The following is a 26174-nucleotide window of genomic DNA, read 5'->3' as shown; positions in this document are numbered from 1 at the left end:
GATCACGACCCTTCAGCGGTTGAGGGCGACGAGTCGGTCGTGGCTCCCCGCCCACGGCTGAGCCAGCCGCGCAGCCGTTCGAGCAGGCGATCGACGTCGACCGGCTTGGGCACGTAGTCGGACGCGCCCGAGGCGATGCTCTTCTCGCGATCACCACGCATGACCTTAGCGGTCAGCGCGATGATCGGCAGGTCGGCGAACTGCGGCATGCGCCGGATGGCCGAGGTCGTGGCCCAGCCGTCCATCTCCGGCATCATGATGTCCATCAGCACGAGCGCGACGTCCTCGTTCCGTTCGAGCTGCTCGATCCCCTCGCGGCCGTTCTCGGCGTAGACGACCGTCGATCCGTGTCGTTCCAGCACGCTGGTGAGGGCGAACACGTTGCGGATGTCGTCGTCGACGATGAGGATCTTGGCGCCGTTGAGCGGGTCGTCGCCCTGCCACTGGGCGGGCGTCTCCACCGGCGGCTCGACCAGCTCGGGCATCGGCATGTCCAGCGGCGGCGGCTCGGGCAGGGTCGCGGCGGCGGCCTGCTCCTCGGCGGGCGAGGTCATGAGCTGCCGGCGCGGGGCCGTGCTGCCGTCGGTGGCGGCCAGCGGGCCGGTGTAGGAGGCCGGCAGGTAGAGGGTGAACGTGCTGCCCCTGCCCAGCTCGCTCTCGACGTGGATCTCGCCGCCGAGCAGCCGGGCGATGTCGCGGCAGATGGCCAGGCCGAGGCCGGTGCCGCCGTACTTGCGGCTGGTGGTGCCGTCGGCCTGCCTGAACGCCTCGAAGATGACCTCGCGCTTGTCGGGCGCGATGCCGATGCCGGTGTCGATCACCTGGAAGGCCAGCAGGTCGGTGGCGTCGTGGAGGGTGTCGTCGTCGAAGTCGACGTCCCGGGGCGCCGCCGCGACCCGCAGCTTGACCTCGCCCTTCGGGGTGAACTTCACCGCGTTGGACAGCAGGTTGCGCAGCACCTGCTGCAGGCGCTGCTCGTCGGCCCGCAGCTCGCTCGGCACGTCGGAGGCCACCTCGACGCCGAACGACAGGCCCTTGTCCTGGGCCAGCGGCGCGAAGGCCGCCTCCAGCAGGTCGACCATCTTGGGCAGCGACACCTGGATCGGATGGATGTCCATCCGGCCCGCCTCGACCTTCGACAGGTCGAGCATGTCGTTGATGAGCTGCAGCAGCGCCGAGCCCGCGCTGTGGATCGTGCGGGCGAACTCGACCTGCTGGGACGTCAGGTTGCCCTCGGCGTTCTCGGTCAGCAGCTTGGCCAGCACCAGCAGGCTGTTGAGCGGCGTGCGCAGCTCGTGGGACATGTTGGCCAGGAACTCGGACTTGTAGCGCGAGGAGACCGCGAGCTGCTCGGCGCGCTCCTCCAGGGTGCGGCGGGCCTGCTCGATCTGGAAGTTCTGGATCTCGATCGCGCGGTTCTGCTTGGCCAGCAGCGCCGCCTTGTCCTCCAGCTCGGCGTTGGACCTGCGCAGCTCCTCCTGCTGCCGCTGGAGCTCGTCGGAGCGCTCCTGCAGCTCACGGGTGAGCCGCTGGGACTCGGTCAGCAGGTCTTCGGTGCGGGAGTTGGCGATGATCGTGTTCATCGTGACGCCGATGGTCTCGACGAGCTGCGTCAGGAAGTCGAGGTGCACCTCGCCGAACGGGGTGAAGGAGGCCAGCTCCAGCACGCCGAGCACGCGGTTCTCGAACAGGATCGGCAGCACCACGATCTGCGCGGGCGTGGACTGGCTGAGCCCGCTGTCGATGGTGATGAACTGCGGCGGCACGTCGTCGAGGATGATGTGCCGGCCCTCGGCCGCCGCCTGGCCGACGATGCCCTCGCCGATCGCGAAGCGCCGGCGCGGCCCCCGGTCGGGACGCACGCCGTAGCCGCCGATCAGCGTCAGCTCGTGGTCGCCCTCGGGGTCGATGCCGTAGAAGGCGCCGTAGCGGGCCGAGACCAGCGGGGTGAGCTCGCTCATCGTCAGCTTGGCCACCTCGAACAGGTCGCGGTGGCCCTGCATGAGCCGGGAGATGCGGGCCAGGTTGGACTTGAGCCAGTCCTGCTCCTGGTTGGCCTGGGTGGTCTCGCGCAGGTTGGCCACCATCGAGTTGATGTTGTCCTTCAGCTCCGCCAGCTCGCCCTGCGCCTCGACGGCGATCGACCGGGTCAGGTCGCCCCGGGCCACGGCGCTGGTCACGGTCGCGATGGCGCGCACCTGCGTGGTCAGGTTCCCGGCCAGCTCGTTGACGCTCTCGGTGAGCCGCTTCCAGGTGCCCTCGACGCCCTCGACCCGGGCCTGGCCGCCGAGCTGGCCCTCCGAGCCCACCTCGCGGGCCACGCGGGTGACCTCGGAGGCGAAGGAGGACAGCTGGTCGACCATCCGGTTGATGGTGGTCTTCAGCGCCAGGATCTCGCCCTGGGCGTCGACGTCGATCTTGCGGGTCAGGTCGCCGTTGGCCACGGCCGTGGTGACCTCGGCGATGTTGCGCACCTGATAGGTCAGGTTGTTCGCCATGAAGTTGACGTTGTCGGTGAGGTCCTTCCACACGCCCGACACGCCCTGCACCCGCGCCTGGCCGCCGAGCTGCCCCTGCGTGCCCACCTCGCGGGCGACGCGGGTGACCTCGTCGGCGAACGACGACAGCTGGTCGACCATCGTGTTGAGGGTGTCCTTGAGCTGCAGGATCTCGCCCTGGGCGTCAACGGTGATCTTCTTCGACAGGTTGCCCTGCGCCACCGCGGACGAGACGGCCGCGATCTGGCGCACCTGCGAGGTGAGGTTGTTGGCCATCGAGTTGACGTTGTCGGTGAGGTCCTTCCACACCCCGGACACGCCGCGCACCTGCGCCTGGCCGCCGAGCTGGCCCTCGGTGCCCACCTCGCGGGCCACGCGGGTGACCTCGGAGGCGAACGAGGACAACTGCTCGACCATCGTGTTCATGGTCGACTTGAGTTCGAGGATCTCGCCCTGGGCGTCGACGTCGATCTTGCGGGTGAGGTCGCCGTTGGCCACGGCCGTCGTCACCTGGGCGATGTTGCGCACCTGGTAGGTCAGGTTGTTGGCCATCGAGTTGACGTTGTCGGTGAGGTCCTTCCAGACGCCCGACACGCCCTTCACCTCGGCGCGTCCGCCGAGCTTGCCTTCGGTGCCGACCTCGCGGGCGACGCGGGTGACCTCGTCGGCGAAGGAGGACAGCTGGTCGACCATCGTGTTGAGGGTGTCCTTGAGTTGCAGGATCTCGCCCTCGGCGTCAACGGTGATCTTCTTTGACAGGTTGCCCTGGGCGACCGCCGTCGCGACGGTGGCGATCGAGCGCACCTGCGAGGTCAGGTTGTTGGCCATGAAGTTGACGTTGTCGGTGAGGTCCTTCCAGACGCCCGACACGCCGGTGACCTGCGCCTGGCCGCCCAGCTGGCCCTCGGTGCCCACCTCGCGGGCCACACGGGTGACCTCCTCGGCGAAGCCCGAGAGCTGGTCGACCATCGTGTTGACGGTGTTCTTCAGCTCGAACATCTCGCCCACGGCGTCGACCGTGACCTTGCGGCTGAGGTCGCCCTTGGCGACCGCCGTGGTGACCACGGCGATGTCGCGGACCTGCGCGGCCACGCGCGAGGACATCGTGTTGACGGCCTCGGTGAGGTCGCGCCAGCTTCCCGACATGCCCCGCAGGTTGGCGCTGCCGCCCAGCCTGCCCTCGGTGCCCGCCTCGCGGGCGACCCGGGTGACCTCGGAGTTGAACAGGGCGAGCTGGTCGACCATGCCGTTGATGGCCTTGCCCAGGCGGCGCACCTCGCCGCGCGCCGACCGGTCGAGGTCGATGCGCCGCGACAGGTCGCCCTTGGCGACCGCGTCGATCACGTCGGCCGCGCCGCTGACCGGGCTCACCAGGGCGTCGATCAGCATGTTGACCGACTCGACGCTCTCGGACCACGCCCCGACGCCCGGGCCGGGCGTCAGCCGCTCGCCGAAGCGCCCTTCCTTGACGACCTCTTTGCGAACCCTTGCCAGCTCGTTGGCGAGATGTTCGCGGCGGTCGGCCACTTCGTTCAGCAGCAGGCGCACTTCGCTGAGGATGCCGGGAGGAGCGTGCGGGACCCGACGCCGGAAATCGCCGTCACGCCAGGAGAAGAGAGTCTCCAGCACGGGAACGAGATCCGATTCTGTATAGGTCCGCTCCTCCGGGCTTGATGCGGCCTTGGCCGTGGTCATGGGGCCTCCTTCACTCGCGATGGGTCCCGGCGAGTGATTCAAGTCTGTCACGATGAGTAGCTCGTAGTCCTGCCCTTGGATTTACCCCAAGTCAGTGAGAAGTGTGGTAGGCACGATGGGATGACTGCTTCTCCCCACGCGGTCCTGGCCGCGACCTTCGCGCCTGGCGATACCGCTGTGACGGCTGCGATGAGGTTCACGCGCGAGGTGATGACCGCGTGGGCCACCGTCAGCGTGCTCCACACCGCCGAGCAGGTGGCCGGCGATCTGGCGGAGCAGGTCTCTGACGAGCCGTTTGAGGTGATTTGGAAGCATTACGGGGACGCAGTCCAGGTCGAACTGCGGCAGCGGATCACCGCGCACGGTGACCCGAAGGCTCCTTCCGTGAACGTGGAGGAGTGGGGAGTCACCTTCGCGGGCGATTCCCGTGTCCATTGGGCAAGGCTCACGCTACCCGGCTCCGTGGACCAGGTGGCCGCCGAATGGGCGGAGGAGAGCGCGCGGGGCCCCCACTGGCTCGGGTTCCTGGCCGACGCCAGCGACCTGCTGGCCGGCACCCTCGACCCCGACATGGTCCCGGCGATCATCGCCCAGATCGTCGTGCCCCGCCTGTCGAGCTGGTGCGCGGTCTACACCGCCGGCAACTCGGGCGGCCCGCTGCGGCTGGTCTACCTCTGGCACGCCGACGAGGCCCGCATCGACGGCCTGCGCGAGCAGCTCACGGACATGGACGTCGGCGCGGCCGACACCAGGGCCACGTCCGTCATCCACCTGAACGACTCCCAGGTGCTGGCCGTGCCGCTCACCGCGCGCGGCCGCGGGCTCGGCATGATGTGCCTGGGCCGGTCCGACCGCTTCCCCGACGAGGTCATCCAGTTCGCCGACGACATCGGCAGGCGCGCCGCGCTGGCCATGGACAACGCCCGGCTCTACGCCCAGCAGGCCGCGGCCAACCGGGCGCTGCAGCGCAGTCTCCTGCCGCCCAACGAGCCCGAGGTGCCCGGCCTCGACTACGGCGTCATCTACGAGCCCGCCGGCGAGGCCAACGAGGTCGGCGGCGACTTCTACGACCTGTTCAAGGCGGGCGACGACTCCTGGCGCTTCGCCATCGGCGACGTCTGCGGCACCGGGCCCGAGGCCGCCGCGGTGACCGGCCTGGCCCGCCACACGCTGCGCCTGCTGGCCCGCGAGGGCTACGGCGTCGCCGCGGTGCTCGGCCGGCTCAACCAGGCGATCCTGGAGGAGGGCGAGCGGGCCAGGTTCCTCACGCTGCTGCACGGCGACATCACGCCCGTGGAGTCCGGTCTGGAGGTGCGGCTGGTGTCCGCCGGCCATCCCGAGGCGCTGCGGCTCAAGCCGAGCGGCAAGGTGGAGGCGGTGACCACGCCCCAGTCGCTGCTCGGCGTCTTCCACGAGGTCGTGTTCGAGGCCGACACCATCCATCTCGACCACGGCGACGTGCTGCTGGCGGTGACCGACGGCGTGACCGAGCGGCGCTCGGGCGGGCGGCTGCTCGACGACGACGGCGGCCTGGCCAAGCTGCTGGCCGAGTGCGCCGGGCTGTCGGCCAGGGCGGTGGCCGAGCGCATCCGCAGGGGCGCGGCGGAGTTCGCCGCCGAGCCGAGCGCCGACGACCTGGCCATCGTGGTCCTGCGCGCGCGCTGACCCGCCCGGCGACGCCCCCGCAGGAGCGCTCCCACGACGTGCGCGACAGGTCAGCCGACGTGCACGTGCTTGCGGGCGAACTCCAGTTGCAGGGCCGTCTGCGCGATGCGTTCGGCGACCACGAGCGAGCCGCGGATGGCGCCGTAGGTGTAGAGCTCGTGCTCGCGGCCGTGCTCGGCCAGCTTGGCCACGTACTTCTCGATCTGGCGCAGCGGGCAGCGGGTGTCGTTCTCGCCGGCGAGGATGAGCAGGGGGCTCTTGATCTGGTCCACGTACGTGATCGGCGAGCAGAACGCGTACCGCTCGGGCTGCTCGTCGGGGGAGCCGCCGAGCAGGGCGCGCTGGTAGGCGCGCAGGCTCTCGGCCTCGTCCTCGTAGCAGGTCTGGTGGCAGGCGATGGGCACCGCGGCGATGCCCGCGGCCCACAGGCCCGGCTGGACGCCGAGCCCGAGCAGCGAGAGGTAGCCGCCCCAGGCGGTGCCGGCCAGGATCAGCCGGGCGGGGTCGATCGTGCCCCGGTCCACCAGCGACTGGCGGACGGCGGCGATGTCGGCCAGCTCGATGTGCCCGACGTCGCCGTGCAGCGCGTCGCGCCAGGCGGAGCCGTAGCCGGTCGAGCCGCGGTAGTTGACGCGGACGACGGCGAAGCCCGCGTCGACCCAGGCCGCGACCTCGGGGGAGAAGGCGTCGCGGTCGTGGTCGGTCGGGCCGCCGTGCATGAGGAAGACCGCCGGATAGGGCGCCGCGCCGGTCTCGGGCTTGGACACCAGCGCGTGGATGCGCCCGCCGGGCCCCTCGACGTCGAGGTCCTCGACGGGCACGCTCGGCGGCGCCGGCGGGCCGCCCGCGTTGAGCACGACCTGGCCGTTGCTCGACCGGATGACCGGCGGGCGCGAGCCGCTGGACCAGGAGTACTCGATGTGGCCGCCGGGCCGCGGCGCGGCCTCGTCGATCACGCCGTGCGGGGTGTCGATGAGCGTCAGGACGCCGCCCGCCAGGTCGTAGCGGTGCAGGTAGCTGCGGGCACGGTGGTCGCGCACGATCAGCAGGCCGCGGCCGTCGTCGAACCACTCGGCGGCCAGGTCGCCGGGGTCCTTCAGCCAGATCTCGCGCTGCTCGTCGGTGACCGGGTCCCAGACCAGGGGCTCGTGGCGCTGGCGGCGCTCGTGCAGGGTCAGCAGGCGGCGGTCGCCGAGCACCGGGGCGAAGCGGAGGCCGTGCACGCCCTTGTCGGGGCCGTCGTAGAGCTCGCCGACGGTCTCGCCGTGCTGGTCGACGACGCGCAGCGCCGGACGCCGGAAGTCGCCGTACTCGCCGTGGTTGATGGCGATGAGGGAGCCGTCGAGGGACATGTCGGTCACCCAGGCGGCCTCGGCGTGCTCGTACAGCAGCTCGGCCGGCCCGCCGGGAGGCACCAGATGGATCCGGAACGTGCCCTCGCTGGCCAGGCTGATGGCGGCCAGGCCGGTGGCCGACAGCGCGATGCCGCCCGGCTGACCCGGCGGCAGGCCGGGCGCGGCCGGCTCGCTCGGACCGCCGGCGAACGGCTGGCGCCACCAGGTGCCGAACTCGTCGCCGTCGGTGTCGGCGAACCAGTAGATCCACTGTCCCGCCGGGTCGATCGCCGCGTACGCGGTGCCCTTGGGCCGGTCGGTGACCTGGCGCACGGCGCCCGTCGCCCGGTCCCAGGCGTAGACCTCCCACGTCCCGGTGGCGTTGGAGCGGTAGATGGAGCGGTTCGGGGCCTGGCGGGCCCAGGTCGGCAGCGTCATGCGCGACGCGCGGAACCTGGCCTGCCAGCGTTCCTCCGCCTTCATCCGGCGCGCCCCCTCCCATCGATGGCCCACGCCCTCTGGGTGCGGGATGCCGTCCAGTATTGCGCCTGAGTCGGGGAAATACTCGGGGAATGTGGGGGAATTTCGGACTAAATGCCCCATTAGTAACACCAGTCGCAGATGCCCGTCAAGGAACAGGTCTTGAACGGGACTCAGGCTCGAAGATAGACAGATGAAACGCGGCTCTGACCGTAACTTTCTTCTGGCCATTCTTGGCATGTCGGCGGAAATAACCGGATATGCGGGCGGCCAGCTCGGCGGAATCAGTGTGCCACGCGCTCGGGCCCATTCCCACGACCTGGATCAGCTCGTCCGGTCCGAGCTCCATGTCGAACTCGATCGTGCGCCGCCCGGTCTGAGCGAACCCCTGCATGCTGCGGGCGACCCGGCGATCCTTCTCCTCGTCCACCGAGAGCAGCCCCAGCTCCTCGACCAGCGGGCTCAGGTGCGCCGCGGCCGGGGTCGCGACGACCGCGGCCCCTCCAGGGCGCAGGATCCGCCGGAACTCGGGCCCGTTCCTGGGCGCGAACACATCGATCACCACATCGGCCACCCCATGCCGGATCGGGAGCGGCCGCCACACGTCCGCCACGAACGCCCCCAGCCTCGGATGCGCCCGCGCCGCCCGCCGTACGGCGTGCTTGGACACGTCGAACGCCATCCCGATGCCATCGTCCACCGCATTGAGCACGGCCGCCAGATAGTGTCCGGTGCCCGTGCCGGCGTCGACGATCAGCGGTGCGACCCTGCCCGCCGCGCCGAGACCCTCGACGGTCACCGGCCCATCTTGCGGACCGGCCTCCACTCCCGCCCCACCGTACGCTCTCGGCCCGGTTTCGTCATTCGATTCAGTAGAAGATTCACGTTTTTCTCCGGCCGCCACCCGTACGCGTACGGTTTCCGCCAGCGCCTGCGCCAGCGGGGCGTAGTGCCCGGCCGCCAGGAACTCGGCCCGCGCGGCCACCATCGCGGGGCTGTCGGCGGTGCCGGGCGGGCGTGACCCGGTGAGCAGGCTGACGTACCCCTGCTTGGCGACGTCGAAGGAGTGCCCCCGCGCGCACCGCAGGGCGCCCTCGGCGAGCTCCACGTCCGCGTGGCAGACGGGGCAGATCAGGTGTTCGACGATGTCGGCCAGCATGCGCCCATTCTCCAGCGGCCTCACGCCGCCGCGCGCAGCGCCTCCAGCAGGAACGCGGCGTTGGACGGCGTCGCGCGCAGCTTGCCGACGAGCGTCTCCAGGGCCTGCTGCCGGTCCAGCCCGGCGAGCGTGCGGCGCAGCCGCCAGATCACCTGGCGCTCCTGCGGATGCAGCAGCATCTCCTCGCGCCTGGTGCCGGAGGCCTCCAGATCGACCGCCGGGAACAGGCGTCGCTCGGCCAGGTCGCGGGCGAGGTGGAGCTCCATGTTGCCGGTGCCCTTGAACTCCTCGTACAGGCTGTTGTCCATGCGCGAGCCGGTGTCCACGAGGGCGCTGGCGAGGATGGTCAGCGAGCCGCCGCCCTCGACGTTGCGGGCCGCGCCGAAGAAACGTTTGGGCGGGTAGAGGGCGCGGGCGTCGATGCCGCCGGTGAGCACCCGGCCGCCGCCGGGCGCGAGGTTGTTGTAGGCCCGGCCGAGCCGGGTCAGCGAGTCGAGCAGCAGCACGACGTCGCCGCCGCCCTCCACCAGGCGCTTGGCGCGTTCGAGGGCCAGCTCGGCGACGGCGGCGTGGTCGCGGTCGGGGTGGTCGAAGGTGGAGGAGAAGATCTCCCCCTGGACGGAGGCTCGCATCTCGGTCACCTCCTCGGGCCGCTCGCCCACGAGCACGACCATGAGGTGCACCTCGGGATGGTTGCGGGTGACCGCGGCGGCCAGCGCCTGCAGCACCATCGTCTTGCCGGCCTTGGGCGGCGCCACGATGAGACCGCGCTGCCCCTTGCCGATGGGCGCGACCAGGTCGATGACCCGGGTGCTGAGCGACCCGGTCTCGATGACCAGCCGCTCGTCCGGGTGGACGGGCGTCAGCTCCTCGAAACGCGGCCGGTCCCGCCACTCGGTCAGGCCGTTGACGGACTGGACGGCGGCCGGCTTGTTCCCGGCCACGGAGGCCACGACGTGGTCGCCGCGCCGCAGCCCCAGCTGCCTGACCCGCTCGACCGGCAGGCGTACGTCGCCCGGCCCGGGAAGGTGTTCCGCGCGGATGAAGGCGGACTTCTCCTGCACGTCGAGGAGGCCGCTCACCTGCCCTGCGGGCGTTTCCGCGCGCTGTTGCGGAATGGTGTGAACAGACATGATGAGCCCCTTTGGGGGAGATGCGCCGATGCGGGATCGGCGAGTTCGATGAAGAAGCCGGGCCCGGAGAACCTGGGCGGGGCTTGACGAGGAAAACCAGCGGAGCAGAAGCTCAACGCTTGTGGGGAAGATACCACACGTTCCGCCCCATGAAACGCCTAGCCCTCTTGGACTATTCCCGGACGGTTCTGGTGTGTTCTGCCGCGCGTCCCGGCCCGTACGCGTGACAATGTTCTTCATCGCACCACGCCGTGAGGAAGACGCCCGGCCGGCGGTGCGGCGAAGACACACAACCCCCATCAGCGCAGCGGCACCGTGTCAAGTGACATGCAGGACCCCTGCAACTCGGCGGGGGTTCCATGGACACATCCGAGCTCCTTGGGGGAACGCCATGAACACCGTCCACTGCCCGCAGTGCCAGCACACGCTCGACGAGGGCCCGATCATGTACCGGTGCGCCCACTGCTGCCGCGCCGTCTACGCCGCCGACCTGGAGAACGAGTACGTTCCGCGGCAGCCCGTCGCCGCCTAACCTAGGCGGGATGAAGCACAGCCCCATCACCGTCTCCGGCGTCGAGGTGACGCCGCTCTGCGACGCGGTGGGCCCGATGGGCCCCGCGATCCGCCTCCCGCTCGCCGAGATGTTCCCCGGCTCCGGCCCGGCGGACGATCCGTGGGTCCTGCACTTCCACTGCTACCTGCTGCGTGACGGCGCAGGCCGCCTCACCCTCGTCGACACCGGCATCGGCGGGGAGGACTCCCCGGCGGCCGGCTGGGCGCCCGTGCCCGGCGTCCTGACGGACGAGCTGGCGGCGGTGGGCGTCATGCCCGCCGACATCGGCACCGTCGTCCTCACCCACCTGCACAGCGACCACGCCAGCGGCGCGGTCACGGGCGGCCGGCCGGTGTTCGAGAACGCGCGCCACGTGCTCCAGCGGGCCGAGGTGGACTCGGCCTCCGGAGCCATGTCCGACCTGCTGACCCTGCTCAAGGACCAGCTCCACGTCGTCGAGGGGCAGGCCGAGATCGCGCCGGGCGTCCACGTCCAGCACACGCCCGGCCACACCGCCGGCCACCAGATCGCCAGGGTCGGCGACCTGGCCATCACCGGCGACCTCGTGCTCCACCCGGTGCAACTGGCCGACCCGGGCATCCACTACGCCTACGACGACGACCAGGAGACGGCCGCGCGCACGCGCACCGAGGTCCTGGCGGCGCTGCGGGCCGAGCGGGCGACCATCGCCACCGCGCACTTCAGCGAGCCGTTCATGCGTCTTTGATCCGTTACGGCACCATAGGCTGTCATGAAGATTCGTGTTGTGGCCGGGCTCGCCCTCGGCGTCGCATTGCTGGCCCCCGCCCCCGCGTCGGCGGCCACCGCGCCCGAGCTCTCCGGCGCCGCCGTCTACGCGGGCGACGGCCACCGGCTCGCCCGCTACGAAGGCGGGGAGTGGAGCACCCTCGCCAAGATCGGCGCGCTGCCGCAGTTCGCCGTCTCGCCGGACGGCAGGAAGGCCGCCTGGGTGACCGACGGCGGCAACCTCCAGGTCAAGGACGGCGCCAAGACCGTCACCGCGGCCACGAAGCTCCAGGGCGGCACGCCATGCCTGACCCCCGTCTGGTCGCCCGACTCCACGCAGGTCGCCTACGTCGGCAAGGGCGAGACCGTCATGGCGGTCAAGGCCGACGGCACCGGCAGGCGCCGGCTCGGCACGACCAAGGGCGTGTGCCACCTGGCGTGGGCGGCGGGCGGCCGGTACCTGGCGGGCTACACCGGCGAGGCCGACGCCGTCTACCGGCTCGACGTCCAGACCGGGAAGGCCGTCAGGGCCAAGGGCGTCAAGCTCGTCACCCACGTGCAGAGCCTGTCGCCGAACGGCCGCAACGCGGTCGTCGCGGTCCCCGCCGATTCCGCCGCGCTCGGCGACGGCAGCTGGCCGGCGGCCTTCAAGCCGGCCGTGGTCGACCTGGTGACGGGCCGGAAGCTCACCCCGGCCGTCAAGGGCCGGCTGATCGGCGCCTTCTACCTGGCCGACGGGCGGCTGGTCGTCCGCGTGGCGGGCGGCGCGCACAACACGCTGGTCGTGCTGGACGCGGCGGGCAAGGAGAGCCAGCGGATCGAGGAACCGGCCAAGGCCAGGACCCAGGCGCTGCTGCAGGTGCTGCCGTAACGTTGGCCCGGTGAACGATTTCTGGTCCACCGTCAACAGGGTCGTCACCGGGGCCGCGGCCTACATCACCGACGAGCGGGGCCGCGCCCTGCTCGTCAAGCCCAACTACCGCGACCACTGGTCCTTCCCCGGTGGCATCATCGACGCGGGCGAGCACCCGGCGCAGGCGTGCGCCAGGGAGGTGGCCGAGGAGCTCGGCCTGACGCTGGAGGTAGGCCGGCTGCTCGCCGTGAGCTGGGTCGACGGCCTGGCCTACGTGCCGTACGCGATGGTCAACTTCATGTTCGACTGCGGCGAGCTGCCGCCGGGCACGGTGATCACCTTGCAGGCCGAGGAGCTGGACGACCACGGCTTCTACACCCATGAGGAGGCCGCCCGCCTGCTGCCCGCCCACGGCCACCGGCGGCTGCTGGCGGCCGCGCGGGCGCGAACCTCGGGCGGGACGGCCTACCTAGCTCCCGGCGAGGACCGGCTGGTCGGCCAGGATGGCTGAGGGCAGGAAGACCATCGCGGTCAGGCCGCCGTAGGGCGAGGGCGCGAGGGTGACCTTGATGTCGTGCCGGGCGGCCAGCCGGCCGACCACGAACAGGCCCAGCCGGTCGCTCTGCGCCAGGTCGAACTCCGGCATCTTGGCCAGCCGGTCGTTGAGCTCGTCCAGCTCGACGCGGGGCAGGCCGAGGCCGCGGTCCTCGATCTCGATCATCAGGCCGTTCGGGGTGCTCGAACTGCGCACGTCCACCCTGGTCTGCGGGGGTGAGAAGAGGGTGGCGTTCTCGACCAGCTCGGCCAGCAGGTGGGCCACGTCCGTGACGGTCGCGCCGAGCAGCGCGGTCTGCGGCGGCGGCAGGATCTCGACGCGCTCGTACTCCTCGACCTCCGCGACGGCCGCGCGCAGCACGTCGAGGATGGCCACCGGGTTGCGCCAGCCGCGTCCGGGGGCCTGGTCGGACAGGATGATCAGGCTCTCGGCGTGCCTGCGCATGCGGGTGGTGAGGTGGTCCAGCTTGAACAGGTCGGCCAGCAGGTCGGGCTCCTCGGTGGCCCGCTCCATGCTGTCGAGCTGGAGCAGCTGGCGGTGCAGCAGCGACTGGTTGCGGCGGGCCAGGTTCACGAAGACCTGGCTGACGCCGTGCCGCAGCCTGGCCTGGTCGACGGCGGCCTCCACGGCCGTGGACTGCACGTGGTTGAAGGCCCGTACGATGTCGGCGACCTCGGAGGTCTCCGTCCTGACCTCCAGCGGCGCGACCTCGGCGGCCGTGGGCGGGCGGGTGTTCGTGCGCAGCCGCTCGATCAGCCCGGTCAGCCGCACCTCGGCCAGCTCGGTGGCCGCGTCGCGCAGCCCGGCCAGCTCGCGGACCAGCCGCCTGCGGAAGCGCAGCGACAGCAGGATCGAGGCGAGCACGGCGAGCAGGCCCACGCCGCCGGCCACGCCGATCTTGATCAGGATGCTCCCGGCGGCCGGCGTCACCCGGGCCACGATGCCCTCCACGGCCTGGCCCTGGTCGCGTTCGAGCACGGCCCACAGGTTCTGGCCGTCGATCTCCCAGGTGGCGGCGGTGGCGGGCAGGCCGTTCATCGCGGCCTGGCCCCGGATGGCGTCCTCGGCGTCGAGGAACTCCTTGTAGACGGGCGAGGCGGCCAGTTGCTCGTACGGGCCGCGCAGGCCGCCGTCCAGGTGTGAGAGCGCCTGCGAGTACAGCAGCCGCCGGGTCGCCACCATCCCGGTGAACGCCTCCCGCTCGACCGCCTCGACCCGCCCTCTGGCCAGCACCACGACGATCATCGCGCGCTCGCGGGAGACCAGGTCCTTGGCCTCGCCGAGCATGGTGACGGCCCGCGCCTGCCGGTACAGCGACATGTCGGGCACCAGGACCATCGCGTCGTACATGCGGAAGGAGGCGTCCACGATCTGGCTGTAGCCGTCGATCACGGTCAGCGGCGCGACCGTGTTGCCGTCCACCTCGGCGCGGATGCCGGACAGCAGGTCGAGCTTGGCGTTGAGGGCGTCGAGCTGGGTGCGCATCTCGGGCGACATCCCGCGCTGGTCCTTGGCCAGCTTGCGGAAGGCCGCGACGGCCCGGTCGGTCTGCCCGTGCTGCCTGGCCAGCTTGTCCGCGCCGCGGTGGGTGGCCAGGAACTCGACCGAGGCCAGCCGCTCGTCCTGGAGCTCGGCGTTGACGCGCTCCGACGGCGTGGCCAGGTTGGAGGCGAGCTTGTTGATCTCCAGCAGGCGCAGGCCGTCGCCGCCGGTCAGGCCCGCCGCGAACGCCCACAGCCCGACCAGGGACAGCAGCGGCACGAGCAGGAGGATCAGGAGCTTCAGAGCAATGGGACGGCCACGCGTGGGGGGCATGCGACCTCCGGGTGCATGATGAGATCGCCTCGCAGATTACACCCCCCTTTGGAAGGATTTCTGTGCGTCTTCCGCGTTCCGCCGCCGGCTGGACCATCGGCGTCTTCGGCGTGCTCGCCTTCGCGCTCGGGCTCGTCGGGCTGCTGTCGCCGGACTCCCTGCTGGTCCTGCTGGGTTTCGAGGTGCTCGGCGTACGGCCGTCCGGCGACTACACGCTGGTCTACATGGCGGCTTCGTCGATGGCGGCGGTGAACATGGGGGTCTATTACGTTTTCGCGGCATCCGCCGACTACACGCCGTTCTTCCGGTGGACCGTGCCGTTCCGGCTGGTGACGTTCGCGGTCTTCACGACGCTGGTCGTCACGGGGGCGGCGCCGGGCGAGTTCTTCGGCGTGGGGCTCTGGGAAGGCATGGGAGCGCTGGTCACGGGCTTCGCGCTCTGGCGCGAGGGCAAGCTGCTGCCCTCGCGCCCATGAGCTCACGGCCTGGTGTCGTCGGGGCGGCGGCCGCCGGCCACCAGCCGGTCGCCGTCCACCCGTTCGTGCGCGGCTCGCTCGCTCGCGACCCGTTCGTGTGCGACGCGGCCGTCCGTTCCGCCGTCCGTCACGCCGTCGTGCGCGGCGCGGTTGCGGTCGCGTTCGAGCCGCCGTTCGAGGTCCCGCTTCTCGTTCTCCAGGCGGGAGACCCGGTCGGATTCCTCGGCGCGGGCGGCCCGCAGCCTGCGGCGCTTCCTGGCGGTCCTGCGCGACCCGGCGCCGATCAGCCAGATCCCCGCCAGCAGGGCGGCCGCGACGACCGCTCCGGCGAGGAACATCTGGACGTGGTCGAGCTGGTAGGTGTTGCCGAACAGGATGTACCTGGAGCTCTCCTCCGTCGCCACCAAGGCGACGGCGCCGCCGGCGAGCAGGACCAGGATCAGACCCAATAAGACCATCCGAACTCACCCCTTGTCGTCAGAGCGCGTTTCTTCTGCCCTGACGGAGACGGGGTATGCGCATGATGGCGGGTATGAGACCCGAGCCAGGCCAGGTGCTGCACTTCTCCGAGGACCCGACCATCGAGCGGTTCGTGCCCCGGGTCGCGCAGACGTCCTCGCTCGGCGAGCCGTACGTGTGGGCGGTCGGCCACGACCGCTGCCCCGACCACTGGTTCCCGCGCGCCTGCCCGCGGGCGATGGCCTGGCGCGGGCCGCACACCACCGACGAGGACGTGGCCAGGATCGCCGGCGCGGGCTGCGGCGAGCGCGTGCACGCCGTCGAGTACGCCTGGCTCAGGGCCGTCATGGACGTCCGCCTGTACGCCTACCGCCTGCCCGCGGCCGGGTTCGCGCCGATCGGCGACCCGCCGCACGCCCTGGTGTCGAGGGAGCCGGTCGTCCCGATCGGCCCGCCGGAGCCGGTGGGCGACCTGTTCGAGCTGCACGAGCAGGCCGGGATCCAGTTGCGGGTGCTGGACAACCTGTGGCCGTTCTGGCACGAGGTGACCGGCAGCAGCATGGAGTTCAGCGGGATCAGGCTGCGGAACGCGCGTCGATGAGCGCGGTCAGCTCGGCCACCGGCATCGAGGCGGGCGGCAGCTTCTCGCGGGCGACCCGGTTGGCCTCGCGGCGCAGCACTTCGTTGACCGGCGTGGGCACGCCGTGCTCGCGGCCGAGCAGGACGATCTCGCCGTTGAGGTAGTCGGCCTCGATCGAGCCGCTGCCCCTGGCCAGGCTCTGCCAGGACGACCCGCCGCCGCGCCGGACGCCTTCGATCGGGACGACGTCCACCTGGTGGCCGCGGACCCGGCGCTCGTCCTCGGGGGTGGAGTAGGGGATGCCCGCGTGCTCGAACACGCCGATGGCCTCGGCACGGGCCCGGTCGGCGAGCTCGGCCATGCCGTCGGCGTGCCCGACGAGGGCTTCGACGGCGTTGCCGAGGTTGTTGAGCAGCTTGCCGTGCTTCCAGCGCATGACGTCGGGGGTGGCGCGGGCGAGGAGCCCGTGTTTGCCGAGGTCGTCGGCGATCTTCCCGGCGAGGTCGTCCACACCCTGGGGATAGCGGCCGACGTGCAGCAGGCCCGAGTACGGGTGGCCGTGGGCGGCCACGACGCCGGGTTCGAGGTGCTGGGACGGCAGCCACACGCACATGCCGTAGACCCGCTCGGACCTGCGCAGGACGGTGCGCTCGTTGGCCACGCCGTTCTGCGCGCACACGACCGGCAGGTCCGTCGGCCAGGGATCGAGGGCGGCCAGGGTGTCCTGGGACTTGGTGGCCAGGATCAGCACGTCGTCGTCGCGGGTGGGGATCGGGCCGGAGGCGGCGGGGATGGCCAGGGTCTCGTCGGAATCGGGGGTGATCAGGCGGAGTCCGTCACGCTTGAGCGCCTCGTGGTGCGCGCCTCTCGCGACGAGCACGACCTCGTGCCCGCCCTGGTGGAGGCGGGCGCCGATGGTGCCGCCGACTGCTCCTGCTCCGATCACTATGTAGCGCATTGTCGGAGGATGTCACTTCCTACTTCGCCAGCGCCACCTCGGTCTGCGGCATCAGGGCGGTCCCGCGCGTACGCTCGCGCATGATCGTCTTCAGCACGCGCCAGCCGTCGCGCACCGCGTGCAGGTTGCTCGCGCCGTGGATCCGGGAGCGCTCGTGGCTGGGCACCTCGTGGATGACCAGGCCGGCCTGGGCGGCCCGGACGTTCATGAGGGTCTCGATCTCGAAGCCGTCGCAGTCGAGCTCCATGACGTCCAGGTGGTCGCGCCAGAAGGCGTTGTAGCCGTAGCACAGGTCGGTGAAGCGGGTGCCGTACAGCATGTTGGTCAGGCCGGTGAGGAACTTGTTGCCCAGCGACCGGATGGGGCTGAGGTCGTCGGAGCCGCCGCCGGGGGCGTACCGGGAGCCCTTGGCGAAGTCGGCGCCGTCGATGAGGGTCTCGACGAACGAGCGGATCTCCTTGCCGTCGGTGGATCCATCGGCGTCGATCATGACGATGATGTCCCCCCGGGCGGCCTGGAAGCCCTCGATGAGGGCGTTGCCCTTGCCGCGCCGGCTCTGCACGACGACCCGGAGGTCGGGGCGCAGCCTGCGCGCGACGGCGACGGTGTCGTCGGTCGAGTTGCCGTCGACCAGGATCACCTCGTCGATCCAGTCGGGCAGCGTGGCGAAGACGTGGGGAAGGTTCTCGGCTTCGTTCATCGCGGGGACGATGACACTGACACTGGCGGCGAAGGGCTGCTTGTTCATGGGTACAAGGTGCACCTGCACACATGCAGCCCACTTGACACTGCCTTGCAGTGATCCTACTTATATGCGATCTCCACCGACCAATGCCTCGTCCGCCCGCGCGAGGATCTCCTCGACGGTCTCGGCGGGGGACTGGGCGGAGGTGTCCAGCCACAGGCCGATGCGCGGCGTCCCGGCCCGCAGGGCGGCGTCGAGCTGGGCGATCGTCCAGGTGCCGTAGCCGGTCTTGGCGCGTTCGCGCTCGCGGCGCTCGACGGCGGCGGCGTCGGGGGCGAGCACGACCACCCGCAGCGGACGGGTGCGGATCCACCGAGTGAACCGCTCCAAGTCCTCTCCAAGAACCACATCTTGCACAATTGCTGTAAATCCGGCTTCGAAATACAAGTCCGCCGTCCGGGCCGCGAGCCGGTAGCGCAGGTGCAACTGGCGCACCGCCTCCTCCTCCGACCCGGGCGTCATCTCGGCCCGGCCGCCCACGACCATGCGGCGGAAGGTGTCGCCCCGGACGTGGGCCGACCGCGGCAGGCGCTCGGCCAGCGCCTGGGCGACCGTGGACTTGCCCGCGGCCGAGATCCCGGTGACCAGGACGACGCCGTTCACCCGCGGCCGCCCCTCACCCGCCGACCAGCTTCCGCACCCGGTCGGCGCCCACCGCCATGAGCAGCGTGGGCAGCCGCGGCCCGGTGTCGCGGCCGACCAGCAGCCGGTAGAGCAGGACGAAGAACGCGCGCTGGGCCGCCTTCAGCTCCGGCGTGGGCTTGGCGTCGGCGTCGAGGCCGGCCTGGAGCTTCGGCACGCCGTAGACCAGGTTGGTGAGGCCGTCGAGCGTCCAGTCGTCGAGGCCGTCGGCCAGCAGCCGCAACGACTCGCGCTCGGTCTGGCCGAGGGAGTCGAGCAGCTCCTGGTCGGGCGTCTCGCGCACGTGGGTGCGCTGGTCGGCGGGCAGGTGGTCGGCCACCCAGCGCTGCGCCCGGTCGAGCCGGGGGCGGGCCTCGTCGAGCCGGTCGACGGCGTCGAGGTCGCGCAGGATGCGCAGCGCCTGCTCGTCGTGGCCGGTGGTGATGTCGAGGATCGAGGCCAGTGTGCGGTAGGGCACCGGGACCGGCGTGGCCAGCAGGGGCCCGGCGGCGGTGCCCACGGCACGGGCGTGGGCGGCCAGCTCGGCGGGCTGGGCCTGGCCGGCTGCGACCTTGCGGGCCAGGGCGTCCCACTCGTCGTAGAGGCGCTGGATCTCCTGGTCGAAGGCGATCTTGAAGGACTGCGCGGGCTTGCGGCGGGCGTACAGCCAGCGCAGCACGGGCGCCTCCATGATCTCCAGCGCGTCGGCCGGGGTCGGCACGTCGCCCTTGGAGCTGCTCATCTTGGCCATGCCGGTGATGCCGACGAAGGCGTACATCGGTCCGATGGGCTGCTCGCCGCCGAAGATCTCGCCGACGATCTGGCCGCCGACGATCCAGGCCGAGCCGGGGGAGTGGTGGTCGACGCCCGACGGCTCGAAGACCACGCCCTCATGCGCCCACCGCATCGGCCAGTCGACCTTCCACACCAGCTTGCCGCGGTCGTGCTCGGCCAGGCGCACGGTCTCGCCGAACCCGCACTCGCAGGTGTAGGCCAGCTCGGTCGTCTCGTCGTCGTACGCGGTGACCTTGGTGAGGTCGCGCTCGCACAGCTCGCAGTACGGCTTGTACGGGAAGTAGTCGGCCACCTCCCGGCCGCCGTCCTTGGTCCGGTACGCCGCCAGGATCGCGTCGATCCGCGACCGCTCGCGCATGGCCAGCAGGATCTGCTCCCGGTAGGCCCCCGAGGTGTACTGCTCGGTCTGGCTGATGCCCCGGTAGTCGACGCCCAGCTCGGCCAGCGCGGCGGTCATCGGCGCCTTGAAGTGCTCGGCCCAGTTGGCGTGCGGGCTGCCCGGCGGGGCGGGCACCGAGGTCAGCGGTTTGCCGATGTGCTCGGCCCAGGACGGGTCGACGCCCGCGGGCACCCTGCGGAAACGGTCGTAGTCGTCCCAGGACAGCAGGTGCACGCAGTCGAGGCCGCGCCGCCTGATCTCGTCGGCGACGAGGTGGGGGGTCATGACCTCGCGCAGGTTGCCCAGGTGGATGGGGCCCGAGGGGCTGAGCCCGGAGGCGCAGACGATCGGTTTGCCCGGGGCACGACGCTCCGCCTCGGAGATCACCTCGTCCGCGAACCTGGAGACCCAGTCGGCCTCTGCACTTTCCGCCATCGAGCCATTGTCGCGGCTCGCCCGGGTCATACGCGAACCGGCCGAAAATCCGGTGCGTCGCCGACGGGCCCTGCAGTAGCCTCCGGCGCATGACGCCACCCCGTGTACGTCCGCCCTTCGTGGCCGACGAACGTACCCAGCTCGTCGGCTGGCTCGACATGCAGCGCGCGATCGTCCACTGGAAGTGCGAGGGGCTGGCCGAGGCCGACGCCCACCGGCCGGTGCTGCCGACCTCGCCCCTGATGACGGTGGCCGGCCTGGTCTCCCACATGCGCTGGACCGAGCACTGCTGGTTCGAGGTGCTCTTCCTGGGCGGCAGCGCCGAGGGCAACCCGCAGTTCCAGGACGAGCCCGAGGACGCCGACATGCTGGTCGAGGGCGTCACGCTGGCCCAGCTCCTCGACGACTACGCCAAGCAGTGCGAGCGCTCCAACGAGATCGTCGCCGCCCACTCGCTCGACGACGTCGGCAAGCACCCCGACTTCCGGTCGGCGGCGTCCTCGCTGCGCTGGGTGCTGATCCACATGGTCGAGGAGACCGCCAGGCACGCCGGCCACCTCGACATCGTCAGAGAGCTGGTCGACGGGAACAAGGGCTACTACTGACCCGTCACACGCCCAGCACGTCCGCGGGGTCGGCGACGATCCGCTGGATGATCAGCCCGGCCGCCCCCAGCACCGCCGCGTCGGCGCCGTTGGCCGAGACGACCAGGGCGGGCGGCGTGCCGCGCATCTGCCCCAGCCGGGCCGCCAGCACGTCCCGGGCCGGGGTCTCCAGCCACGGGAACAGCGGGGCGAAGATGCCGCCGAGCACGATCCGGCCGGGGTCCAGCAGGTGCACGGCCGACGTGAGCGCCACCCCGAGCGCCTCCCCGGCCCGCGTGCAGGCGGCCAGCGCGCGGCGGTCGCCGCCGGCCAGCGCGTCGGCCAGGGCGGCGACCGAGTCCAGGTCGCCGAGCAGGGCGTCCTGGCCCGCGTACACCTCCAGGCAGCCCCGGCCGCCGCAGCGGCAGGCGGGGCCGTCGGGGGTCACGACGACGTGCCCCAGCTCGCCGGCCAGCCCGTACGTGCCCCGGAACACGGTCCCGTCCACGACCAGCCCGGCGCCGACGCCGATCTCGCCGGAGACGTAGAGGAAGTCCGTCGCCCGCGAGCCGAACCACAACTCGCCCAGCGCCGCCAGGTTCGCCTCGTTGTCGACCGCGCACGGCAGGTCGAGCAGGTCGGCCACCCGTACGTCGCGCCAGCCCAGGTGGGGGGCGTTGCGCAGCAGGCCGTCCTCGACCGTGCCGGGCACGGCCAGGGCGGCGCCGATGATCCGCAGCCCGGCCGCCTCGGCCTCCGCGGCGACCTCCTTCACCAGGTCGCGCAGCAGGTGCAGCACGCCCGCCGGGTCGGAGCCGCGGTTGTCGGCCGGGCGGATGCGGCGCAGGCGTACGGACCGGGTCAGGTCGACCACGCAGGCGGCCAGATAGTCGATGTTGACCTCCAGCCCGAGCGCGGCCACCCGGTGCCCGCTCAGCTCCACGGCCACGCCGGGCCGCCCGCGCTCGCCGTCGCGCACCGCGCCCGACTCGCTCACCGCGCCGGCCTCCAGCAGGGCCGCGACCAGGCTGGACACGGTGGTCTTGGTCAGCCCGGTGAGCTCGGCCAGCGCCGCCCTGGTGAGCGGGCCGTGCCCGTGGACGGCCTGGAGTACCACGGCCAGATTACGGGCACGCATGGAATCATGCCTGACCCCCCTTGACGCCACCATGCATGCCTCCTCAGGATTATGTACAGATTATGGACTAAAGGTAGGGGACGTCAGCAAATGTCATCCTTCACTCCGACACCCGCCGATCGCTTCACCTTCGGACTCTGGACCGTGGGCTGGCAGGCCCGTGACCCGTTCGGCGACGCGAGCCGTCCCGCGCTCGACCCCGTCGAGAGCGTGCACCGGCTGGCCGAGCTCGGCGCGTACGGCGTCACCTTCCACGACGACGACCTGCTGGCCGTCGAGCCCGACCGGGACAAGGCGATCGCCGCCTTCCGCAAGGCCCTGGACGAGACCGGGATGAAGGTCCCGATGGCCACCACGAACCTGTTCACCCACCCGGTGTTCAAGGACGGCGCGTTCACCAGCAACGACCGCGACGTGCGCCGGTACGCCCTGCGCAAGGTCATGCGCAACATCGACCTGGCCGCCTCGCTCGGCGCGACCACGTACGTGTGCTGGGGCGGACGCGAGGGCGCCGAGTCCGACGCGGCCAAGGACGTCAAGGCGGCCCTCGACCGCTACAAGGAGGGCCTCGACCTGCTCTGCCAGTACGTCCTCGACCGCGGCTACGACCTGCGCTTCGCCCTGGAGCCCAAGCCCAACGAGCCGCGCGGCGACATCCTGCTGCCGACCATCGGCCACGCCCTGGCGCTCATCAACGACCTGGAGCACCCCGAGATGGTGGGCCTCAACCCCGAGGTCGGCCACGAGCAGATGGCGGGGCTCAACTTCGTCCACGGCATCGCCCAGGCGCTGTGGCACGGCAAGCTGTTCCACATCGACCTCAACGGCCAGCACGGCCCCAAGTACGACCAGGACCTGATCTTCGGCCACGGCGACCTCAAGAGCGCCTTCTTCCTGGTCGACCTGCTGGAGAACGGCGGCTACGACGGCCCCCGGCACTTCGACTACAAGCCGCTGCGCACCGAGGACCCCGACGACGTGTGGGACTCGGCCGCCGCGAACATGCGCACGTACCTGATCCTGAAGGAGAAGTCGCGCGCCTTCCGCGCCGACCCCGAGGTCCAGGAGGCCCTGCGCGCCTCCCGCGTGGACGAGCTGGCCCGGCCCACGCTGGCCGCCGGCGAGACCTGGCAGGACCTGGCCGGCGACGACTTCGACCCCGAGGCGGCGGCCCGGCGCGGCTTCCACTTCACCCGGCTCAACCAGCTCGCCCTCGAACACCTCATGGGGGTCCGTGGATGACCAGGCCGCTCAGCGTCCAGCTCTACACCGTCAGGGAGCAGCTCGCCGCCGACCGCGACGGCACCCTTGAGCGCATCGCGGGCATCGGTTACGGCGCCGTCGAGCCCTTCGACCCGACCGCCGACCCCAAGGGCTTCCGCCAGGCGATCGACGACCTGGGGCTCGCGGTGAGCAGCACGCACGCGTACGCGCTGCTCAGCCAGGAGCCCGCCGAGGTCTTCGACGCCGTCGCCACGGTCGGCGCCGACCTGGTGATCATCCCCGGCGGCGTCCCCGAGGCCGAGTTCACCACCCGCGACGGCCTCTCGCGCACCGCCGACCTGCTGAACGGCCTGGCCGAGCAGGCGGCCGGGCACGGCATGCGCATCGGCTACCACAACCACTGGTGGGAGATCGAGCCCAGGATCGACGGCCGGCACGCCATCGAGGCGCTGGCCGACCTGTTGGTCCCCGAGGTGTTCCTGGAGATCGACACGTACTGGGCGGCCGTGGGCGGCGCCGACGTGCCCGCCCTGCTCGGCCGCCTGGCCGGGCGCACGCTCGCGCTGCACGTCAAGGACGGGCCGATGGTCAAGGGCGAGCCGCACACGGCGGTGGGGGCGGGCGCGATGCCGGTGCCCGAGATCCTGGCCGCCGCGCCGGACGCCTGGCGGATCGTCGAGCTCGACACGTGCGCGACCGACCTGTTCACCGCCCTGGCCGACAGCCACGCCCACCTGACCGGCCTGGAGGGCTCATGAGCGGCGGGCCCGTCGGTGTCGCGGTCGTCGGCGCCGGCGTGATCAGCGCCCAGTACCTGCGCAACCTCACCGCCTTCCCCGACGTGCGGGTGCTCGGCGTGGCCGACCTCGACACCGGCCGGGCCGCCGCGGCGGCCCGCGAGCACGGCGTGCCCGCCTCGGGCGGCCTGGCCGAGATCCTCGCCCTGCCCGAGGTCGAGATCGTGGTCAACCTGACGGTTCCGGCCGCGCACGCGGCCGTCGCGCTGGAGTCCCTGCGCGCCGGCAAGCACGTGTACGGCGAGAAGCCGCTCGCCCTGGACATGGACCAGGCGGCCAAGGTCATGGCCGAGGCCGCGAACCTGGGCCTGCGCGTCGGCGGCGCCCCCGACACCTTCCTCGGCCCCGGGCTCCAGGCCGCGGCGCACGCCCTGCGCTCCGGCCTGATCGGCGAGCCGGTCGGGATCACCGTCGCCTTCCAGAACCTGGGCCCGGAGTCCTGGCACCCCGATCCCGAGTTCTACTACCGGCCCGGCGGCGGCCCCCTGTTCGACATGGGCCCCTACTACCTGACCGCGCTGGTCTCCCTGCTCGGCCCGGTCGCCCGGGTCGCGGGCGGCACCCGCAGGGCCCGCGCCGAGCGGGTCGTCGGCTCCGGCCCCAAGGCCGGCACCCTGTTCCCCGTGGACGTGCCCACCCACGTCAACGCCCTGCTGGACTTCCCCGGCACGGCCACCGCCACCGCGACCTTCAGCTTCGACTCGCCCGTCAGCCGCAAGCTGATCGAGGTCATCGGCACGGAAGGAGCCCTGCTGCTGCCCGACCCCAACACCTTCGGCGGCCCGCTGCTGGTCCGCGGCCCGCACGACGCCGACTGGCGCGAGCTGCCCGTCGCCGCCGAGCAGGCCGGGCGCGGCATCGGCGTGCTCGACCTGGCCCGGTCGCTGCGCGCGGGCACGCCGCACCGGGCCTCGGGCGAGCTGACGCTGCACGTGCTGGAGCTCATGACGGCCATCACCGAGTCGGGCGAACGCGCCGAGTTCCGCCCGATCACCTCGGCCGCGACGGCCCCCGAGCCCCTGCCCGCCGGCTGGGACCCGTACGCGAGCACGCTGTCCTGACGGGACGGCTCAGAAGAGCGGCTTGGCCAGCCGGATCGTCAGGATCCGGCTGGTCACGCCCGAGTCCACCAGGCGGCCGTCGGCGTCGAAGGTGCCGAGGCCGAAGTCGTTGTCGTTGGCCACGGCGAGCGTCACCGGGTCGAGCAGGGCGACGCCCTCGATCTTGCCGGGCAGGCCGGGGATCGCCGCCAGGTCCACGGCCAGGGCCTTGGTGGCGACGGTGACGTCCGACGGCAGCGACGCCTCCAGCGAGGGCGTGGTGGCCGGGTCGTCGTGCCGGCCGCCGAGCAGGTTCGTCGCCCGGCGCAGGTCCACGGTGTAGAGGCGGGCCACGGCGTCGGTGCGCTCCTGGAGCAGCAGGCGGCCGGGGCTCAGCACGTTCAGGGCGGAGATCTTCATGTCGCCCTGCTCGGCCGCCGGGTCGAAGGCGGCGACGTTCTCCATGGTGTAGGCCCACTCGCCGGTCGGGCGGCCGGTACGCAGGTCCACCCGCAGGATCCGGGCCGTGCTCGACGCCTTGCCGGTCTTCTTGTCGGGGTTGGCGAGCGGGCTCTGCACGGCCAGGTACAGGGCGCGCTCGGCCTGCGAGACGCCGAGCGCCTCGATGCCGCGGTTCTGCTGCCGGGTCGCCAGGATCGCGGGCAGCGTCTCGTGGACCGGGTAGCCGGCGCCGGTCAGCTTCAGGCCCTTGGGCACGTACCTGGCCAGGACGCGGCCGTCGCCCGCCACGTGCAGCAGCGAGGGGGAGTACTCGTCCACCAGCCAGAAGCCGCCGCGACCGTCGGTGACGAGGTCCTCGGTGTCCAGGCCGTTCGGGTCGTAGGGGAGCTGCGTCAGGCCGTCCCAGGTGTAGGGGATCTCGTCGTGGCCGGACTGGTTGGACAGGCCGGTGATCGGGGTGCCGTCGGAGGTCTTCAGCGGGATGCTCTGCACGATGCGCGCCGTGTCGTGCCGCACGGCCACGCGGACGATCGCCGGGGCGAACTCCGGCACCGGGAACGTGCGCCGCTTCTCGCCGTTGATCTTGGGCTCGCCGTTCGGGCCGCGGTCGGTGACCATCCAGTACTCGCCCGCGCGCCTGGCCGGGAACAGGCCGCTGCCGAGGCCGCCCAGCTTGACGCCGCGGGAGTTCTTGACGATGTCCGGCTCGAAGGCGGCCAGGTCGGGGGCGGGCAGCGTCACGTCGGACAGGACGCGCGGCTGCCGTCCCGAGGCGGCGTCGGCGGGCGCGGCGACGGTGGTGGCGAGGGCCGCGCCGACGGCCAGCAGGGCGATGAACGAACGAGACATGACGCTTCCCTTGACAGCAAATCTACAGATAAGGGTCGAAAGGTATCCACGCTGGATGTCCTGCCGTTGAAGGGCGCGTGAATTCGTCACACGACATTCTGCGAAATTTCACGATGACCGGTGACATGTCGTACTAGGTGGTCC

23 protein-coding genes are annotated in these 26174 nt (G+C 71.6%); 11 read left to right on the top strand and 12 right to left on the bottom strand.

All coding sequences use genetic code 11. The features are described 5' to 3' along the window. Positions 1 to 2 precede the first annotated feature (2 nt). The gene (locus AB0J76_RS03095; protein ID WP_352321290.1) at positions 3 to 4193 is read right to left on the bottom strand and encodes a HAMP domain-containing protein; all 4191 of its coding nucleotides are present in this window, start codon (positions 4191 to 4193) and stop codon (positions 3 to 5) included. 189 nt (positions 4194 to 4382) lie between these two features. On the opposite strand from AB0J76_RS03095, the gene AB0J76_RS03090 reads away from it, so the two are divergent. Beyond that, entirely contained in the window at positions 4383 to 5858 is a 1476-nt protein-coding gene (locus tag AB0J76_RS03090) for a GAF domain-containing SpoIIE family protein phosphatase (RefSeq protein WP_352321292.1), read from the top strand. A gap of 50 nt (positions 5859 to 5908) precedes the next feature. On the opposite strand, the gene AB0J76_RS03085 is transcribed toward AB0J76_RS03090, so the two are convergent. The 3 genes from AB0J76_RS03085 to rho form a co-directional block, all read right to left on the bottom strand. After that, the gene (locus AB0J76_RS03085; protein WP_352321293.1) at positions 5909 to 7675 is read right to left on the bottom strand and encodes a prolyl oligopeptidase family serine peptidase; all 1767 of its coding nucleotides are present in this window, start codon (positions 7673 to 7675) and stop codon (positions 5909 to 5911) included. A 145-nt stretch (positions 7676 to 7820) separates the two neighbouring features. Further along, positions 7821 to 8831, bottom strand: coding sequence for a putative RNA methyltransferase (locus tag AB0J76_RS03080; RefSeq protein WP_352321295.1), 1011 nt, complete (start codon positions 8829 to 8831; stop codon positions 7821 to 7823). 20 nt (positions 8832 to 8851) lie between these two features. Continuing rightward, positions 8852 to 10204: a transcription termination factor Rho gene (gene rho / locus AB0J76_RS03075; RefSeq protein ID WP_364388592.1), complete on the bottom strand. Its 1353-nt coding sequence runs from the start codon at positions 10202 to 10204 to the stop codon at positions 8852 to 8854. Between the two features lie 151 nt (positions 10205 to 10355). Here rho and AB0J76_RS03070 point away from each other — a divergent pair, with 151 nt between their 5' ends. From AB0J76_RS03070 to AB0J76_RS03055, 4 genes are read left to right on the top strand one after another with little or no spacing between them, the layout of a single operon-like run. After that, a complete protein-coding gene (locus tag AB0J76_RS03070; protein WP_352321299.1) occupies positions 10356 to 10496 on the top strand; it encodes a hypothetical protein in 141 nt (46 codons plus the stop codon). A gap of 10 nt (positions 10497 to 10506) precedes the next feature. Next, a complete protein-coding gene (locus AB0J76_RS03065) occupies positions 10507 to 11244 on the top strand; it encodes an MBL fold metallo-hydrolase (RefSeq protein ID WP_352321301.1) in 738 nt (245 codons plus the stop codon). Between the two features lie 24 nt (positions 11245 to 11268). Beyond that, the gene (locus AB0J76_RS03060) at positions 11269 to 12135 is read left to right on the top strand and encodes a hypothetical protein (protein WP_352321302.1); all 867 of its coding nucleotides are present in this window, start codon (positions 11269 to 11271) and stop codon (positions 12133 to 12135) included. A 10-nt stretch (positions 12136 to 12145) separates the two neighbouring features. Beyond that, positions 12146 to 12628, top strand: a complete 483-nt coding sequence (locus AB0J76_RS03055; RefSeq protein WP_352321304.1) for an NUDIX hydrolase — start codon at positions 12146 to 12148, stop codon at positions 12626 to 12628. Here the strand turns inward: AB0J76_RS03055 and AB0J76_RS03050 are convergent. After that, entirely contained in the window at positions 12587 to 14488 is a 1902-nt protein-coding gene (locus tag AB0J76_RS03050; RefSeq protein ID WP_352321305.1) for a nitrate- and nitrite sensing domain-containing protein, read from the bottom strand. The two genes, AB0J76_RS03055 and AB0J76_RS03050, sit on opposite strands and share 42 nt — an antisense overlap. A gap of 62 nt (positions 14489 to 14550) precedes the next feature. Here AB0J76_RS03050 and AB0J76_RS03045 point away from each other — a divergent pair, with 62 nt between their 5' ends. Beyond that, positions 14551 to 14964 (top strand): hypothetical protein, encoded by a 414-nt coding sequence (locus tag AB0J76_RS03045; RefSeq protein ID WP_352321306.1) that lies wholly within the window; start codon positions 14551 to 14553, stop codon positions 14962 to 14964. Between the two features lie 2 nt (positions 14965 to 14966). Here AB0J76_RS03045 and AB0J76_RS03040 read toward each other — a convergent pair whose 3' ends face one another. Further along, positions 14967 to 15422 carry a hypothetical protein gene (locus AB0J76_RS03040; RefSeq protein WP_352321308.1) on the bottom strand — a complete coding sequence of 152 codons (456 nt, stop codon included), beginning with the start codon at positions 15420 to 15422 and terminating at the stop codon, positions 14967 to 14969. A 74-nt stretch (positions 15423 to 15496) separates the two neighbouring features. On the opposite strand from AB0J76_RS03040, the gene AB0J76_RS03035 reads away from it, so the two are divergent. Next, positions 15497 to 16024, top strand: a complete 528-nt coding sequence (locus AB0J76_RS03035) for a DUF6886 family protein (RefSeq protein WP_352321310.1) — start codon at positions 15497 to 15499, stop codon at positions 16022 to 16024. On the opposite strand, the gene AB0J76_RS03030 is transcribed toward AB0J76_RS03035, so the two are convergent. From AB0J76_RS03030 to lysS, 4 genes are read right to left on the bottom strand one after another with little or no spacing between them, the layout of a single operon-like run. Beyond that, a complete protein-coding gene (locus AB0J76_RS03030; RefSeq protein WP_352321311.1) occupies positions 15999 to 16961 on the bottom strand; it encodes a 2-dehydropantoate 2-reductase N-terminal domain-containing protein in 963 nt (320 codons plus the stop codon). The two genes, AB0J76_RS03035 and AB0J76_RS03030, sit on opposite strands and share 26 nt — an antisense overlap. Positions 16962 to 16980: 19 nt before the next feature. After that, complete coding sequence (locus AB0J76_RS03025) at positions 16981 to 17709, bottom strand: glycosyltransferase family 2 protein (protein WP_352321313.1); 729 nt, start codon at positions 17707 to 17709, stop codon at positions 16981 to 16983. Between the two features lie 60 nt (positions 17710 to 17769). Next, positions 17770 to 18309, bottom strand: coding sequence for an AAA family ATPase (locus AB0J76_RS03020; RefSeq protein WP_352321315.1), 540 nt, complete (start codon positions 18307 to 18309; stop codon positions 17770 to 17772). Between the two features lie 13 nt (positions 18310 to 18322). After that, positions 18323 to 19936 (bottom strand): lysine--tRNA ligase, encoded by a 1614-nt coding sequence (gene lysS / locus AB0J76_RS03015; RefSeq protein ID WP_352321317.1) that lies wholly within the window; start codon positions 19934 to 19936, stop codon positions 18323 to 18325. An 89-nt stretch (positions 19937 to 20025) separates the two neighbouring features. Here lysS and AB0J76_RS03010 point away from each other — a divergent pair, with 89 nt between their 5' ends. Next, positions 20026 to 20541: a DinB family protein gene (locus AB0J76_RS03010; protein WP_352321319.1), complete on the top strand. Its 516-nt coding sequence runs from the start codon at positions 20026 to 20028 to the stop codon at positions 20539 to 20541. A 4-nt stretch (positions 20542 to 20545) separates the two neighbouring features. Here AB0J76_RS03010 and AB0J76_RS03005 read toward each other — a convergent pair whose 3' ends face one another. Further along, positions 20546 to 21658, bottom strand: a complete 1113-nt coding sequence (locus AB0J76_RS03005; protein ID WP_352321321.1) for an ROK family transcriptional regulator — start codon at positions 21656 to 21658, stop codon at positions 20546 to 20548. A gap of 90 nt (positions 21659 to 21748) precedes the next feature. Here AB0J76_RS03005 and xylA point away from each other — a divergent pair, with 90 nt between their 5' ends. Genes xylA through AB0J76_RS02990 form a run of 3 tightly spaced genes read left to right on the top strand, consistent with a single transcriptional unit; the run spans position 21749 to position 24740 of the window. Next, a complete protein-coding gene (gene xylA / locus AB0J76_RS03000) occupies positions 21749 to 22900 on the top strand; it encodes a xylose isomerase (protein WP_352321322.1) in 1152 nt (383 codons plus the stop codon). Next, positions 22897 to 23640, top strand: coding sequence for a sugar phosphate isomerase/epimerase (locus tag AB0J76_RS02995; protein WP_352321324.1), 744 nt, complete (start codon positions 22897 to 22899; stop codon positions 23638 to 23640). The genes xylA and AB0J76_RS02995 overlap by 4 nt, the downstream gene beginning before the upstream one ends. Next, positions 23637 to 24740: a Gfo/Idh/MocA family oxidoreductase gene (locus tag AB0J76_RS02990; protein ID WP_352321325.1), complete on the top strand. Its 1104-nt coding sequence runs from the start codon at positions 23637 to 23639 to the stop codon at positions 24738 to 24740. The genes AB0J76_RS02995 and AB0J76_RS02990 overlap by 4 nt, the downstream gene beginning before the upstream one ends. Before the next feature lie 9 nt (positions 24741 to 24749). Here AB0J76_RS02990 and AB0J76_RS02985 read toward each other — a convergent pair whose 3' ends face one another. Then, positions 24750 to 26030, bottom strand: a complete 1281-nt coding sequence (locus tag AB0J76_RS02985) for an esterase-like activity of phytase family protein (protein WP_352321326.1) — start codon at positions 26028 to 26030, stop codon at positions 24750 to 24752. Positions 26031 to 26174 lie beyond the last annotated feature (144 nt).

Source organism: Nonomuraea sp. NPDC049624, from assembly GCF_040675255.1.
Lineage (GTDB): Bacteria > Actinomycetota > Actinomycetes > Streptosporangiales > Streptosporangiaceae > Nonomuraea.
The sequence above is the reverse complement of the archived record's forward strand: the minus strand, read 5'-3'. Positions and strand labels throughout refer to the sequence as shown.